Genomic DNA, 15,124 nt, shown 5'->3' with positions numbered 1-15,124 from the left:
ATCCGTGTTGTAGCTTGGAAACACGGGTCCATATGATGAATCGCTAATGTTATGCCGGCCGGTAACATCAGTACATTCAATGATACTGATACGTCCGCCGAAGCCAGTACGGTCGTCGAATGGCGGATCAAGAAACGGTTCGGGAGCACGATGAGATGCAATTTCGACTGAGCACACTGCGCTACGGCTTAGCGCTGGCATTTCCGGCACTCGGGCACAGCGCGCTTGCAGCCGAACCCTACCCGGCGCTGCCACCGACCTTGTCGACTTCGGTCATACCGAATGTGCTGCTGCACATCGACAACTCCGGCAGCATGAAAGATGCCCCAGACGGTAAGACCGTCACTTCAAGCAATCCGAGCAAGATGCGAGTCGCCAAGGATGTGGCGAAAACGCTGGTGACAAACAATCCGAATCTACGTTGGGGGTTGTTTTCGTTCGATACCGCCGACAACGATCAGGCCGGGGTACTGCAAGCCGCCATCGGTAGCAACCAAAAGACGATCACCGATACCATCGAAGGTTTGTCAGCCAGTACTTGGACCCCACTGGGTGAAACGCTGTTTGAAATCACTCGTTACTTCGGTGGGCAAACGTCGTACTACGGAAAAATCAGCGGCAATTACACAAGCCCGATCCAATACCGCTGCCAAAAGAACTTCGTCATTGTCGTTACCGATGGCGTATCGACGAAAGACGATCAACTTCCTGGGTTACCAAAAGGCTCGTCGAGCAGCTATGCAGCAATCGACTATGTCAGCTACGACTCGAGCTCCCCGCCAAAGAAACTGACTCCCAAATTCTCGGTCTGTACCAAGGCAGATAGCACCACCGCCGAAACAGCCCTTGGCTATTGCCCAGCGTCATATACGGTCACCGTGACCGACTCAACAACAAAAGTAGAAAGTCAGCAAAACAAGACACTGGCATTCAAAGGAACCAGCGACGACAGCAATTCGTATGGCCGATCGATCATCGATGTCGCTCGCTATGCCTATGATGCAGATTTTCGCGTTGTCGGCACTGATAGTGCCGATAAGGATGCCGACGGCAAATCGTTCGACGACGACAAGTTCAAAAAGCAAAACTTCGTCACCTATACGGTCGGCTTTGCCGTTGACGATCCGGTTCTGGAAGTCGCGGCCCGGAGAGGGAATGGCACTTACGAAAAAGCAGACGACAAAGACAAACTGGTTGCAGCGCTGAACAACGCTGTTGCCAATATTGTCGCCTCGATTTCCAATGCCGGCGGCGTCGCCACGCAAAGCGAAACCGTCAGCGCCGGCAACAAAGTCTTTCAGCCGGTGTTCAACCCCAATGGCTGGTATGGCGAGCTTCGCTGTTACAACCTCGATAGTACTGGCAACTTCAACCCGGCGACGTCGCAATGCACACCGAATGGCAAGGCAGTGATTCCAGTGGCTGCGAATCGGACCATCTATTCATCCAAAGTCGTTTCTGGACAAACAACGCCGTTCGCATTTACCCCCACTGCAGTCGATAACGACATGACTGCAGCGCAAAAATCTCAGCTGGATCCGACTCTGATCGGGCAGCTCATACCCAATTTGGGCAACAGTAAAAATGTGGTGAAGTTTCTGCGTGGTGAAACCGTCACGAACTATCGTACCCGCAATAATGGCTTGCTCGGTGACATCGTCGACAGCCAACCAATGGTGATTAGTAAACCCAATGGCTATACATCAGACTCGAACTATCAGACATTTATAACCGACAACGCCAACCGCAATATGGTGTTTATTGGTGCCAACGATGGCATGTTGCACGCTTTCGATATTGCCACCATGACCGAGAAAATGGCCTATGTGCCGTCATCCGTCTATTCACATTTACCGGCGCTGACCAAACCCGACTACGGCTTAAGCGGAGGCACTCCGCATGCTTTTCACGTCAATGGCAGTATGCGTTGGGCCGATGTCAAGGTCGGCACAAACTGGAAAACGCTGCTGGTAGGGGGATTGGGGCAGGGTGGCCAGGGTTACTTCACCGTCGACGCAACGACGGCCAACAATTTCGACCCGAACAATGGCGGCAGCGCCAGCAAAACCATCAAATGGGAATGGACCGACCAGAATTCGGCCACGATGGGCTACAGCTTCGGCACACCGTTAATCTACAACGTCCGGACCTCCGCTGATACGGTTGTATCTGCGGTCATACTCAGCAACGGCTACGAAAGTGATTACAACGATGGCACCCAATCGGCTAAATCATCGTCGCTATACGTGATCAACGCCGACACCGGAGTCCTGCTCAAGGAAATCGCCGTTACCGGTGGCGCCGGTCTGTCATCGCCGGCAGGAGTCGACTTCGGCCAGGATGGTGTCCTCGATTATGTCTACGCCGGCGATAGCAACGGCAAACTCTGGCGCTTCGACCTGACAACCAATGACCCGGCAAATTTCAGTGTTACATCGACACCGATTTTCGATGCAGGTCCTACTCATCCAATCATCATGCGTCCGGCCGTTATGGCCGTTGATAAAGCCGATAATACGCCACTCGGCAACCTGATCTTGTTTGGTACCGGCAGGCTGTTGACCGATACCGATCGTACCGACACCACAACCCAGAGCCTCTACGGCGTGGTTGATGTCATGGACACCATACCGACGACCGTGACGCGTAGCGATCTGCAAGTGCAGACGATCGATGCGACCTACGCAGTCACCGACACCAGCAAGCGCGTCGGCACCTACCGCAAAATGTCGACAAACGCGATTGACCTGCGTGCGGCGAACAACAGCAAGCTTGGCTGGTATATAGACCTTACCAATACCGAACGGCTGGTCACGTCTCCAATGTGGTACAACGACAAAGTACTGTTTGGTACCGGCATCACGCAGTCGAACGAGAAGTGTCTGCCCGGTGGCAAGGGCTGGATCATGGGCCTGAATCCGCTGACAGGCTCGGTGCCAACCAAGAACAACACCAGCGACTTCAGCCGGGCTTACAGTTTTGTCGATGTCACACCGGATAGACGTTCAACCGCGGCAGACAAACTTGGCTTCAGTACTGGTGAAGCCTACGCAAGCGGTTACGACAAGAGCGGGATTCCGACTGAACTGACCTACGTCGGCAGTGATAGCAAAATCATCACGCCTCCCAAGCTCCCGGATGGTTCTGATCTGGCGCTCGGCCAGATCATTGCCCAACGCGAAGCGAACTCGATGGGGGTATATGTAGGCAACGCACGTACCGGCGCCAACCGGCCATCAACGTTCGCACCACAAGGTCGCCCGGCATCGACGGGCCAGGGAACGACGTATTCCGGCACGATCGGCGACGACAAAGTCGACAAGGATGATCTGCTTGGTCCGCCTAGCGGCGTCAAAGTCGAAACGATGACTTGGCGGGAGATCAAATGATGCGCAGATTACCGGCATCCCTTCATCGCATCGCCGGCGCCTCTCTGATCGAAGTGATGGTGACTGTTTCCATCCTCGGCATTCTCGCCGCCATTGCCGTACCCAGCATGGTTACCTGGGTTCGCGACGCCCGCCTCGCCTCGCAGACCGATCTTTTGGTCAGCACGCTCAATACCGCAAGGCTTGAGGCCATCAAACGCCGCAGCAGCATGACGGTGTGTCCAAGCACTGACGCGAACAGCAGCACAGCCAGTTGTTCGACGACCGCTAGCGACTGGTCGAAAGGCTGGTTGGTTGACGATGCCAGCAGCAAGATATTGCGATTGCTCGTACCGCAAGGCATCAACGTCACAACTGCTGGCTCGGTAACGTCCGTGGTATTCAATCCAACGTTGGGCAGCACGCAGGCCGCAGCAACATTCTCGCTTTGCATCAGTGGCCGAAAGCAGCAACAGGTTGCTGTCGCGTTGTCTGGCCGAGTGAGCAAGATGATTACTTCGACGGTGTGCACATGATGTCCCCGCGTCTGCAGTATGGCATTTCGCTGATTGAGGTCATGGTCTCACTGGTCATCCTGGCCTTGGGTTTGCTAGGCCTGGCCGGCTTGCATTCCCGTTCGATGATCATGAGTCAAAGTGCCTATTACCGGGGTATTGCTGCGGATCTCAGTGCGGATCTTGCCGATCGCATTCGAGCCAATCGGACCCCCTATTTGGGTAGTGGTGAAGATGGTACAACGCCACAACCACCAGATTTTTCCAAATGCACCCAGAACAGTAGCAATGCTGATCAAGTCAGTTGCGGAGCGCAAGACGCAGGTCGACAAACCTATCAACTCAGCAATGAAATGACTGAATGGAATAGCGCTTTGCGTACTCAATTACCGGGAGCCCAGTACACCTTAGTTACCGCTAATAGCCAATCAGCCGGTTTTTTACGTTATACGCTGACCATCACTTGGATAGACGATCGTGGCAAGGTCAGCAGCGCTACAGATTACAACACCAGTTACTCAACGGTGATCGAATGAACACCACGCGCGGATTTACGCTGATCGAACTGATGGTCACCATGGCCATTTCATTGCTTGTGCTATTGGCTGTTTCTGAGCTGTATATCTCGACCAAGCAAACATACCGCGTTCAGGCGATGCAAAACCATCTATCCGAAGATGGTCGCTTTGCATTGTCGATGTTGCAGCGCGTCATTGGCCAGGCCGGCTATCGTGCTGATCCGACCTCGCCTTTGGCTAGCGATCGTATTTCCGGAAACTCCAATACGTCGATTACGGTGAAATTTACCGCAGACGGAACCAACCAGATCAACTGCGATGGTGGTTCCGCTGCTGCCGGTGCAACAACATTGGCTATTTCAACGAGTAGTAGCAAGTTGCAGTGCGGAAGCACTGACTGGCTTGCTACTACGGGTACGGGCAGCGGTACCGAAGTGGCTGATTTCAAACTTCGCTACGGCATTGATGATACTGATGCTGTACCAGCAACGCCGGCTGATTTCGGCTGCGGGGCCAATGTAGGTAGCGGAAAGAAAGAGCGCGACTGCATTGCTAACCGCTATGTTGACACGCTGCCAGGGGGCGTAACGGCAGCGCAGATTGTTGCCATCAAGGCGTGCTTGGTACTGAGGAGTGAAAACACCGACAGCAGCATCGTTAAACCGACTACGGTGACCGATTGTGCAGGTCAGCCTATTGTCGGGTCAGACAACGACAGGAAGCTCTACCGTACGTTTCGTACAACGATCGTACTCAGAAACCGTTAGGACAAGCAATGAGAGCCATTTATAAGCGCCAGCAGGGTTTTGTTCTCGTGGTATCGCTGATTCTGCTTGTCATTGTGACCATCCTGGTTGTTAACACAATGCGTGCGACAACGATGAATGAAAAGATGGCCGGCAACTACATGGATCGCAATCGAGCCTATCAAGCCGCCGAGCAGGCATTACGTCAAGGTGAAGCGGTACTGCAGAACAATGCAGACGCCTGTTTGGCTGGTTGCACTACCGCAAATGTCACCGATACAGGCGCTGCGGTGACGGTCATGCCAAACAGTTGGTCGGATACCAACGCTAAAGTTGCAGCTATCAATAATGGACAGGCGACGTCGGCAAAATTTCTGGTTAATCAGCTAAGCAATAGCTTTCTACCAACCGACAAGTTGGGTTGTAAACCCTACAGTATCATGGGGCGAGGCCAGGGAATCGATACACGTTCAGTGGTTGTATTGCAATCTGTTGCCTATGTTTGTCCTATTTCTTAAGGAATTTTATTCATGCTCAGATCCAATCGGGGTTTTACGCTGATCGAATTGATGATCACGATTGCGATCATTGGTATTTTGGCTGCAGTAGCCTTGCCAAATTATACGCAATATATTGTCAGAACCCGGCGAGTTGATGTTCAACGTCAATTGGTTGCACAAGCACAGGCAATGGAACGCTATTTCAGCACCAATGGTCGTTACACTACGACAGCAGCAGGAACAACTTGCGGAGTAACTGATCCAACCAATACTTTTTATGCGATTTCAACTGCCTGTGCGACCGCTACGACATTTACAATTACGGCAACACCAACGACAAGTAGATCCCAAGCAGGTGATGGTAATCAGGTTCTTGACAGCACTGGTACGCGCACAGGAAAGTGGACGAACTAAGCCCATGATTAATAAAGGAAAAGCCGGATAATACCGGCTTTTTTTTCGTCAAGATTTTCTAGATATCGAGTGAATTTGAAATCAATCTATTGAGTTCTTTCATATCTGGAATACCTACATACTGCTTAACAATTTTTCCGTTTTTGTCAATCAGAAAACTGGTCGGCGTCAAAGCAACATCACCAAATGCTTTGGCTAGGCTGCCATTTTTATCGTGGCTGATGATAAATGGCAAGGAAGTGCGTTTACGGTAGTTTTCAATGTATTCCGGCACATCGTAATTCATTGCAATGGCCAGGGTTTTGTAACCTTTATTCCCGTATTGCTGCTGTAACTTGATCAATTCAGGCATTTCCTGCATGCATCCGCTGCAACTGGTTGCCCAGAAGTTGACCAGCACGACCTGGCCTTTCAAAGAATTGAGTACATATTTTTGTCCATCCAATGTCGTGAAACTGACATCAGGTGCTGATTTTTTTCCGGAAACGATAAAAATGCCTGCCAGTAGAGCAAGCACAACGGCGATAACGCCTAGATAACGCGTCTTCATGATGATGTCCGTACCCAGTTCGTGCGTCGCAAGTGTACTTCACTGGGACGTTCACAGCGCTAGCTTGATGTTAAGAGAAGCATATATAAGAGTAGATAATAAGGGCGTACCGAAGCTGTGGATAAGCCGGATTCCATCATCACTTCAAGGACTTGCTTGTTGATCTCGATCGGTAGAATCCAGCCTGGCTAGTGTGGACAAGTGGTGGAGTGTTTTGTCTTCTGACACAGGAACGGACTTGCTCACAGCGAGCGCCTTGCTTACCCACAATCCAAGTCATTGATTTCATTATGGCTTTGTGAACAAGCGTATAATCCGCGGCTTTTGAGCTTCAGGAGGGGTCATGGCGATCCAGTGGTTTCCCGGTCATATGAATGCGGCGCGCAAGCAGGTCGCCGAGACCATGGCCAAGGTCGACGTGGTGATCGAGATCGTGGATGCACGTTTGCCGTTCTCCAGCAGCAATCCGATGATCGAACAGTTGCGTAAGCACCGGAACCGCCCGGCGTTGACGATCCTGAACAAGGCCGATCTGGCCGATCCCAAGCTCAACCGGGTCTGGCTGGACTGGTTCAATGCCCAGCCCAATCGCGCCGCGATGCTGCTCGGACTGGACAACAAGGCTTCGGAAGCCAAACAGATTCCGCAACGGTGTCTGAAGCTGGCACCGCATCGCACCGGTGAAACCAAGCCGCTGCGGGCCATGATCTTGGGCATTCCCAACGTCGGCAAATCGACGCTGGTCAACCTGTTGATGAGCCGGAAGATCGCCAACGTGGCAGATACCCCCGGCGTAACTAAAAGTCAGCAACGGGTCGAACTCAGTGGCGGCATGATCCTGTATGACACGCCTGGCCTGCTCTGGCCGAAGATCGAACACGATATCTGGGGCTATCGCTTAGCGATGGCAGGGTCGGTAGGTCGGAACGCCTACAACGATGAGGATGTGGCGTGGTTTGCGCTGGATGTGTTGCGGCAGCGTTATCCGGATTTTCTGCAGACCCGTTACAAAATCAAGTCGCTTGAAGGCGGTGTCGAAGAGCTGCTCGAACGGATTGGACGTCAACGAGGTGCGGTGTTGCCGGGTAACCGCGTTGACACGCAGAAGACAGCCGAACTCCTGCTGACCGAATTTCGCAGTGCAACCATCGGGCGGATGTCGTTGGAAACACCGGATGACGTAGCAAAAGAACAGGCTGAAGTCGTCGAACAACAGCGTTTGGAAGCGGAAGCGTCTTTAACTGATTCAGTTGAAAAGAGAATACAAGAGTAGAAACAAGGGGCACCTTTTTCTGTGGATAACGGTGTTTTTCCTTTTTTAATCATTGCTTTGCGTTAATGACAGCAGGGTGTCGAAGACGGGGTCGAGCTTGTGGATGGTTTGGTGGTCAAATCGACAGATTTGCTCAAACAATGCTTGTCCACATCGGAGCGATGTGCTTGTTCTTGGCTCAGGTTGTTGATTTGAAACGCATTTCAATTTTTGCTGTGGGTAAGTCGCTGTTGTTCGGGCTGGTGCTGGTGACATCTGCGCAGGCTGCGGTCGAGGTTCGTGATGACAATGGCGAACGGGTTCGCTTGTCTCAGCCGGCCAAACGAGTTGTGACGCTGGCGCCGAGCGCGACTGAGTTGGTCGCGGAGCTGGCGCCAACGTTGCTGGTCGGTGTCGACAGCGCCAGTGACTATCCCGATGTCGTGCGAACCTTGCCGCGTGTCGGTCGTTACGATGGTGCCAACGTCGAAGCGGTGCTGGCCTTGCGGCCGGATCTGGTCGTTGCATGGTCCGGTGATGCGATGGCGCGGAGTCTTGCCCAGCTTCGCGCTCAGGGCATCGCTGTTTTCATCAGCAAGCCGGCCAATCCCGATGACGTTGCCGACAATCTGCGCCGTCTGGGCATTTTGCTCGGACGTGAGAAGCCCGCCGCGGAGCGCGCGGTGTTGCTTGAGCGTCGCTATGCGGCACTGAAGGCCGAGCACATGAGCCGCCAAAGACTGAAGGTGATGCTCGAAATCAGCGCCAGGCCGTTGATGACGGTGTCGGACCGGGATTTTCTCGGTCGGGCCATTGGCGACTGCGGGGCGATCAACGTGTTCGGTGATGCGGTGGCGCCCTACCCCATCGTCAGCGTCGAAGCGGTGCTGGCCAAGGCGCCGGCGCTGATCATCAGCACGTCGGCATCGCCGGACTGGCAGCGCTGGTTGCGCTATCCGGGCCTGCCGGCGGTGGCTCAGCATCGGCTGCAAGTGCTCGACGATGATCGCCTGCTGCGCCCCGGGCCGCGACTGGTCGACGGGGTGGCTGCGCTCTGTCAGGTGATCGATGCTGCGCGACCAGCGCGGAAATGACATAGAATCGCTGCAGATCCACATAAGCCGATTGCCATGGACGTCGAATTCGCCAGTCTCGAAGACAAGCTGGGCCAGCTCGTCAGCCTTTGCCAGGCGTTGCGCGGTGAAAATCGCCAGCTGCGCCAGCAGGTGCTTGCACTGCAGCAGGACAACCAGCAACTGCAGGCCAAGGTCGATGGCGCGCGCAATCGCGTTGCGGCCATCCTCAGCAAACTGCCCGAGGACGAACAATGAACGCCACCCGTCAGCTCGACATCGTTGTCATGGGGCGGGAGTTCCGCGTGGCCTGCCCGGCCGACGAGGAAGAGACGCTCAAGCAAGCCGTGGCACTGCTCGAGGCGAAGATGCTCGAGATCCGCGGCGGTGGCAAAGTGGTCGGTATCGAGAAGATCGCCATCATGGCGGCGCTCAATCTGGCCCATGAATATCTGCATGTGCAGGCCGGCGGTTTTGACATTGGCGCGTACCAGCGTAAAATCACAGCCATGAATTCAGCGATCGACGCGGTGCTGCAGGATCAGACGGCTTTGTTCTAGATCCAATATGCACCGGTTGTTGGCGGCTACAGTGGCCGTCAACAACGCAGTCGGTCTCACCCTTCGCTTTCCTGCGGTGTTCGTTTCGGTCCAGATTCTTTGAACCGATAAGCTGTTACCCGGTCGCCAGCTTTTAAGGTGTGCCTGTTGTGAGTGTTCCCTGTACTTCGGTACTTGCCGAACGCACCTGATGGTACCCGGCCGGCGGCCACTTGAACCTGTGGGTTCAAGATGCGGACCGAAACGGCACTCGCGGGAAGCCCTTCTCCTAGGCTGACGTGTTCCACGTTGACCCCCCCCCCCAGCAAGACAAGGTCCACTGGCGCAGAACATTGCGCCAGCGCCGGGCCGCATTGCAGCCACAGCAACGTCATGCCGCCGCACGCCAGATTGCAGCCTGGGCGCGAGCGGCCGGCCTGTTGCGACGTGGCCGCCGGCTCGCGGCGTATGTGCCGACCGGCAGCGAGTGTTCGACCTGGCCGCTGATGCTGGCTGCGCAGCATTCCGGTTGCCGGGTTTATCTGCCCATCGTGCCGCGTCGCGGGCGCAAGCTGTCGTTTGTGCGTTTCGACGAGCACGCGGTCTGGCAGCTCGGGGCCTACAACATTCCCGAGCCGCGACATGCCGAGCACTGCAAGGCACGTGCGCTCGATGTCGTGTTCATTCCCTTGGTCGGTGTCGACAGGCAACTGCGGCGACTCGGCCAGGGCGGCGGCTACTACGACACGACCTTCCACTTCCGCCGTACACGCCGGCACTGGCGGCGGCCGCTGCTGGTCGGCATCGCTTTTGACTGCCAGCGCGTCGACACCTTGCCGGCCGATCGCTGGGATCTCGGGCTCGATCTGTTGATCACCGAATCGGGCCTGCATCGCCGGCCGATCTGAGCGTCTGCTAAACCGTTTTGGCATTGCCAATAAGGTGAAAACCGACTTAGATCAAACATCCGCACAGTTTTACACTCGGCAAGCGCAAAATTTCACACGTTGGAAACGGACTCGCACTCTAGAATCAGGGGCGAATACATAGTCCGTAGGCATAAATCAGCCTGCGTGACCTGAAAAAACAGAAATCCGTTGAAAATCAACAAGAGGTTGTCGATATGACTGCATCCCATCGCCTTGAGCTTCTCGCGCCGCTGAGCGGCCTGCTGGTCCCGATCGAACAAGTACCGGATCCGGTATTTGCCCAGAAAATGGTTGGCGATGGCGTGTCGATCGACCCGACGTCGAACGTGTTGCTGTCGCCGGTTGCCGGCAAGATCACCCAACTGCATTCGGCCCGTCATGCGGTGACGATTACGACGGTCGAAGGCATCGAAGTGCTGATTCACATCGGCCTCGATACCGTGATGCTCAAGGGCGACGGTTTCAGTGCCAAGGTCAAGGAAGGCGATACCGTCGCCGCCGGCCAGCCGCTGATCGAATTCGATGGAGACGCTGTCAGCCGCAAGGCGCGCAGCCTGCTGACCCAGATGGTCATCACCAACAGCGACCGCGTGGCCCGTTTTGTCGTGGGCAACGGTTTTGTCCGCGCCGGCCAGACCGTCGCACTGACACTGGAACTCGCCAGCGCCCAAAGCGCCGCGACCGCCGCTGCGAGCACGGAAGGCGATGTGCAATCCGAACCGGTGCGCGTGCCTAACCCGACTGGTCTGCACGCCCGCCCGGCCGCCGTCGTCGCCAACCTGGCCAAAACCTTCACCTCAACCGTCAAGCTCGTGCGCGGTGACGAAAACGCCAATGCCAAGTCGGTCGTCGCGATCATGGGTCTCGAAGTCCAGTACGGCGACGAAATCCGCGTCAAGGCAGCCGGTCCGGATGCTGCCGCTGCGGCCAAGGCGGTCGCCGAAATGATCGCCCAGGGTTCGGGCGAAGAGGTCGGTGGTGTGATTTCGCCGGCCGCTCAGAAACATCTGGCGAAAACCAAGCGCGCGGTGCCGGCCGCCAAGCCGAAATCGGGCGATCCGAATGTGCTGCTGGGCGTCTCGGCGTCACCGGGCCTGGCCGTCGGCCAGATCTTCCAGGTCCGCCAGGAAGCGATCGAAGTCGCCGAACAGGGCCGCGATGCCCAGTTCGAACGCGCCAAGCTCGATGCGGCGCTCAAGGATGCCGGGCACCAGCTCGAAGTGCTGAAGAGCGAAATCACCGATGCATCGAAGGCGGAAATTTTCGCCGCGCACCAGGAACTGCTCGAAGACCCGGATCTGCTCGATATCGCCATCAACGGCATCAGCAGCGGCAAGAGCGCCGGCTTTGCGTGGAAGACCGCGTTCTCGACCTACGCCGACAAGCTCGCAGCGCTGAAGAACGAAGTGCTCGCCGGGCGTGCCAATGACATCCGCGACGTCGGTCGCCGCGTGCTGCGCATCATTGCCGGCGTCAAGGAAGCCGAACTGGCGGTGCCGGACAACGCGATCCTGATCGCCGAAGACCTGACCCCGTCGGACACCGCCAGCCTCGACCGCGAAAAGGTCCTTGGCTTTGCCACCGTCGGCGGCGGCGCTACCAGCCACGTCGCGATCCTCGCGCGTTCGCTGAATATCCCGGCGATCTGTGGCATCGACGAAGACGCACTGCAGCTGGCCAACGGCACCGCAGTGATTCTCGACGGCAGCAAGGGCTCGCTGCGCAAGAATCCGTCGGACGCCGAAGTGGCGCAGATTCGCGAAGCGCAGGTCAAACAGGCCAAGCTGCGTGCCGAGGAACTCGCCGCGGCGCATCAGGCGCCGGTGACGACCGATGGTCACCACATCGAAGTCGTCGCCAATATCGGCGGTCTCGACGAAGCCAAACAGGGTGTCGAACTCGGCGGCGAAGGCGTCGGCCTGCTGCGCAGTGAATTCCTCTACCTCGACCGTGCCGATGCGCCGACCGAAGAAGAGCAGACGCAGATTTACACCGATATCGCCAAGGCGCTCGGTACCGAGCGCACCTTCGTCGTGCGTACGCTCGACGTCGGTGGCGACAAGCCGCTTCCCTACCTGCCGCAACCGGCCGAAGAAAACCCCTTCCTCGGCGTGCGCGGCGTGCGGCTGTGCCTGGCCGAGCCGGAAATGTTCCGCGTGCAGATCCGCTCGGTGCTGCGTGCCGCGCCGTTCTCCAAGCTGCACATCATGTTCCCGATGATCGCAACGCTCGATGAGCTGCGCGCTGCCAAGGCCATCGTTGCCGAGGAAAAGGCCGCGCTGAACATCAGCGCCGACGTCAAGGTCGGCATCATGGTCGAAGTGCCGTCGACCGCGGTGATGTCCGAGCTCTTCGCCAAGGAAGCGGATTTCTTCTCGATCGGCACCAACGACCTGACCCAGTACACGCTGGCAATGGACCGTGGCCATCCGAAGCTGGCCAAGCAGGCCGATGCACTGAACCCGGGCGTCCTGCGTTTGATCGCGATGACGGTCAAGGGGGCGCACGCTCAGGGCAAATGGGTGGGTGTCTGCGGCGGGATCGCTTCCGATCCGCAAGCCGTGCCGCTGCTGATCGGTATTGGCGTCGACGAGCTGTCGGTCAGCGTGCCGGCGATTCCGTCGATCAAGGCCATGGTGCGTCGCCTGTCGAAGGCCGATTGCCAGAAGCTCGCGGCCGAAGTGCTGCAGCTGGGCACCGCTGCCGAAGTGCGCGAGCGCCTCGGCAAGGCCGCCGGCTAAAACCAACAGTGTCCCGCGCGGTCGCTACACCCGCGCGGGCCTGTCGTTCGCTTGCTCGTCGCGAACGCAAGAAAGACGCCGTATCCAGCGGCGCTTGTGTATATAAAAAAATCAAGCCCTGAGGACTCTCGGGCTTCAGAACGCACTCGGATAGGAGTGATCAAAACATGATCAATGCCGCATTTGCCTTTCTGCAAAAGATCGGCAAGGCGCTGATGCTGCCGGTAGCCGTGCTACCCGTGGCCGGCCTCTTGCTGGGTATCGGCAGTTCCAACTTTTCCTTCATCCCTGACATCGTCAACCAGATCATGGCGCAGGGCGGCGGGGCGATTTTCGGCAATCTGCCGATCATCTTCGCCGTCGGCGTGGCGCTCGGCCTGACCGAGAATGATGGGGTCTCCGCGGTCGCCGCGGTGGTCGGCTTCGTCGTGATGATCGCGACGCTTGGCGTGATGGCGACCTATTTCGGTATCGAACCGGCGACCGTGATGGGTATGAAGTCGATGGAAACCGGCGTGTTCGGCGGCATCATCATCGGCGCCGTCGCAGGCGGGCTGTTCAATCGCTACTACCGGATCGAACTTCCGTCCTACCTGGGCTTCTTTGCCGGCAAGCGTTTCGTGCCGATTGTTACCGGTATCGCGGCAATCATTGTCGGTGTGATCCTGTCATTCATCTGGCCGCCGATCCAGCATGCCATCGACATTTTCTCGCACTGGGCCGCGGCCGGTGACCCGCGTTCGGCGGCGACCGTCTATGGTGTGGTCGAGCGGATGCTGGTGCCATTCGGCCTGCACCACATCTGGAACGTGCCGTTCTTTTTCGAGATCGGTTCGTACACCGACGCTGCCGGCAAGGTCGTCCATGGCGACATCAACCGCTTCTTCGCCGGTGATCCGACCGCGGGCATCCTGTCGGGTGCGTTCTTCTTCAAGATGTTCGGCCTGCCGGGTGCGGCGATCGCGATCTGGCATACCGCCAAGCCGGAGAACAAGGTCAAGGTCGGCGGCATGATGGTCGCCGCGGCGCTGACCTCGTTCCTGACCGGCATTACCGAACCGATCGAGTTCTCCTTCCTGTTCGTCGCGCCACAGCTCTACGTGATCCACGCGCTGCTGGTGGGTACCGCGCAGTTCATCGCCAACACGCTGAACATGCACATGGGCTTCACGTTCTCGCAAGGCGGCATCGACTTCCTGCTGTTCAACGCCTTCGGCAAGTACGCGCAGAACTGGTGGTGGACGCTGATCCTCGGCCCGATCTACTTCGTCATTTACTACACGGTGTTCCGTTTCTTCATCACCCGTTTCAACCTCAAGACCCCGGGTCGCGAGGACGAAGAGGTCGCCGAGTCCGGCGTTGCCGGTGATGATCGTTCGGGCATGTCGCAGCAACTGGTGCTGGCCTTTGGCGGTCGCAAGAACATCCAGTCGCTCGACGCGTGCATTACCCGTCTGCGCATTTCGGTGGCCGATCCGACCCGCGTCGACCAGGCCAAGCTGAAAGCGCTTGGTGCTGCCGGGGTCATGCAGGTCGGCAACAATATGCAGGCGATCTTTGGTACCCGTTCGGAGAACCTGAAGACCGATATGCAGGCCTATCTGAAGACCGCTGGCGCCGAAGCCGATGGTCCGGTGGTGGCACCGGCTGCGGTCGCCGCAGCGCCGGTCGCAGCCGCGACGACAGCGGTCAGCGACGCGACCCGCCAGCAGGCTGAAGCCGTGCTCAAGCTGCTCGGTGGCAAGGCCAATCTGCACGAGGTAGAGGCCGTTGCGGTGACGCGCGTGCGCGTGACGCTGAAGGATCTGGCGCTGTTGCAGCAGGGTGAGCTCGAAAAGGCCGGCATCGCCGTGATGCCGGTCAGCGACAAGGTCGCGCACCTGATCATCGGCAACGACGCCGAAGCCTTGGCCAAGTTGTTGAAGTAAGCGCTGGCAAGCGCCAGACAAAACGGCGTGCCGGATGGCACGCCGTTTTTC

At 57.1% G+C, this 15,124-nt stretch carries 14 protein-coding genes and 1 other RNA gene; 14 read left to right on the top strand and 1 reads right to left on the bottom strand.

The window, feature by feature from the left end:
• Nucleotides 1-155 precede the first annotated feature (155 nt).
• Genes R0382_RS05735 through R0382_RS05710 form a run of 6 tightly spaced genes read left to right on the top strand, consistent with a single transcriptional unit; the run spans nucleotide 156 to nucleotide 6,061 of the window.
• Nucleotides 156-3,389, top strand: a complete 3,234-nt coding sequence (locus tag R0382_RS05735; protein ID WP_432723133.1) for a PilC/PilY family type IV pilus protein — start codon at nucleotides 156-158, stop codon at nucleotides 3,387-3,389.
• On the top strand, nucleotides 3,386-3,904 hold the full coding sequence (locus tag R0382_RS05730) for a GspH/FimT family pseudopilin (RefSeq protein WP_432723131.1): 519 nt from the start codon (nucleotides 3,386-3,388) through the stop codon (nucleotides 3,902-3,904). The genes R0382_RS05735 and R0382_RS05730 overlap by 4 nt, the downstream gene beginning before the upstream one ends.
• Complete coding sequence (pilV, locus tag R0382_RS05725) at nucleotides 3,901-4,419, top strand: type IV pilus modification protein PilV (protein ID WP_432723129.1); 519 nt, start codon at nucleotides 3,901-3,903, stop codon at nucleotides 4,417-4,419. Before R0382_RS05730 ends, pilV begins: the two co-directional genes overlap by 4 nt.
• Nucleotides 4,416-5,168, top strand: coding sequence for a PilW family protein (locus R0382_RS05720; protein ID WP_432723127.1), 753 nt, complete (start codon nucleotides 4,416-4,418; stop codon nucleotides 5,166-5,168). Before pilV ends, R0382_RS05720 begins: the two co-directional genes overlap by 4 nt.
• A gap of 8 nt (nucleotides 5,169-5,176) precedes the next feature.
• Entirely contained in the window at nucleotides 5,177-5,665 is a 489-nt protein-coding gene (locus tag R0382_RS05715; RefSeq protein WP_432723126.1) for a pilus assembly PilX family protein, read from the top strand.
• Between the two features lie 12 nt (nucleotides 5,666-5,677).
• Nucleotides 5,678-6,061 carry a type IV pilin protein gene (locus R0382_RS05710; protein WP_432723125.1) on the top strand — a complete coding sequence of 128 codons (384 nt, stop codon included), beginning with the start codon at nucleotides 5,678-5,680 and terminating at the stop codon, nucleotides 6,059-6,061.
• Between the two features lie 58 nt (nucleotides 6,062-6,119).
• Here the strand turns inward: R0382_RS05710 and R0382_RS05705 are convergent, their stop codons facing one another.
• Nucleotides 6,120-6,611, bottom strand: coding sequence for a peroxiredoxin family protein (locus tag R0382_RS05705; protein WP_432723123.1), 492 nt, complete (start codon nucleotides 6,609-6,611; stop codon nucleotides 6,120-6,122).
• 343 nt (nucleotides 6,612-6,954) lie between these two features.
• On the opposite strand from R0382_RS05705, the gene ylqF reads away from it, so the two are divergent.
• The 8 genes from ylqF to ptsG all read left to right on the top strand — a co-directional run bounded on the left by ylqF (nucleotide 6,955) and on the right by ptsG (nucleotide 15,073).
• Complete coding sequence (gene ylqF / locus R0382_RS05700; protein ID WP_432723121.1) at nucleotides 6,955-7,884, top strand: ribosome biogenesis GTPase YlqF; 930 nt, start codon at nucleotides 6,955-6,957, stop codon at nucleotides 7,882-7,884.
• 191 nt (nucleotides 7,885-8,075) lie between these two features.
• Nucleotides 8,076-8,957 (top strand): cobalamin-binding protein, encoded by an 882-nt coding sequence (locus R0382_RS05695; RefSeq protein ID WP_432723119.1) that lies wholly within the window; start codon nucleotides 8,076-8,078, stop codon nucleotides 8,955-8,957.
• A 36-nt stretch (nucleotides 8,958-8,993) separates the two neighbouring features.
• Complete coding sequence (gene zapB, locus R0382_RS05690; protein WP_432723117.1) at nucleotides 8,994-9,194, top strand: cell division protein ZapB; 201 nt, start codon at nucleotides 8,994-8,996, stop codon at nucleotides 9,192-9,194.
• A complete protein-coding gene (locus R0382_RS05685) occupies nucleotides 9,191-9,496 on the top strand; it encodes a cell division protein ZapA (RefSeq protein ID WP_432723115.1) in 306 nt (101 codons plus the stop codon). The genes zapB and R0382_RS05685 overlap by 4 nt, the downstream gene beginning before the upstream one ends.
• 65 nt (nucleotides 9,497-9,561) lie before the next feature.
• Nucleotides 9,562-9,759, top strand: a non-coding RNA gene (gene ssrS / locus R0382_RS05680) — 6S RNA.
• Between the two features lie 15 nt (nucleotides 9,760-9,774).
• A complete protein-coding gene (locus R0382_RS05675; RefSeq protein ID WP_432723113.1) occupies nucleotides 9,775-10,383 on the top strand; it encodes a 5-formyltetrahydrofolate cyclo-ligase in 609 nt (202 codons plus the stop codon).
• Nucleotides 10,384-10,598: 215 nt separating this feature from the next.
• Nucleotides 10,599-13,145, top strand: coding sequence for a phosphoenolpyruvate--protein phosphotransferase (ptsP, locus tag R0382_RS05670; protein ID WP_432723111.1), 2,547 nt, complete (start codon nucleotides 10,599-10,601; stop codon nucleotides 13,143-13,145).
• A 167-nt stretch (nucleotides 13,146-13,312) separates the two neighbouring features.
• On the top strand, nucleotides 13,313-15,073 hold the full coding sequence (ptsG, locus tag R0382_RS05665; protein WP_432723109.1) for a PTS glucose transporter subunit IIBC: 1,761 nt from the start codon (nucleotides 13,313-13,315) through the stop codon (nucleotides 15,071-15,073).
• Nucleotides 15,074-15,124 lie beyond the last annotated feature (51 nt).

This window comes from Jeongeupia wiesaeckerbachi (assembly GCF_050916355.1).
GTDB classification, from domain to species: Bacteria; Pseudomonadota; Gammaproteobacteria; order Burkholderiales; family Chitinibacteraceae; genus Jeongeupia; species Jeongeupia wiesaeckerbachi.
This window is presented reverse-complemented; position numbering and strand designations above follow the sequence as displayed.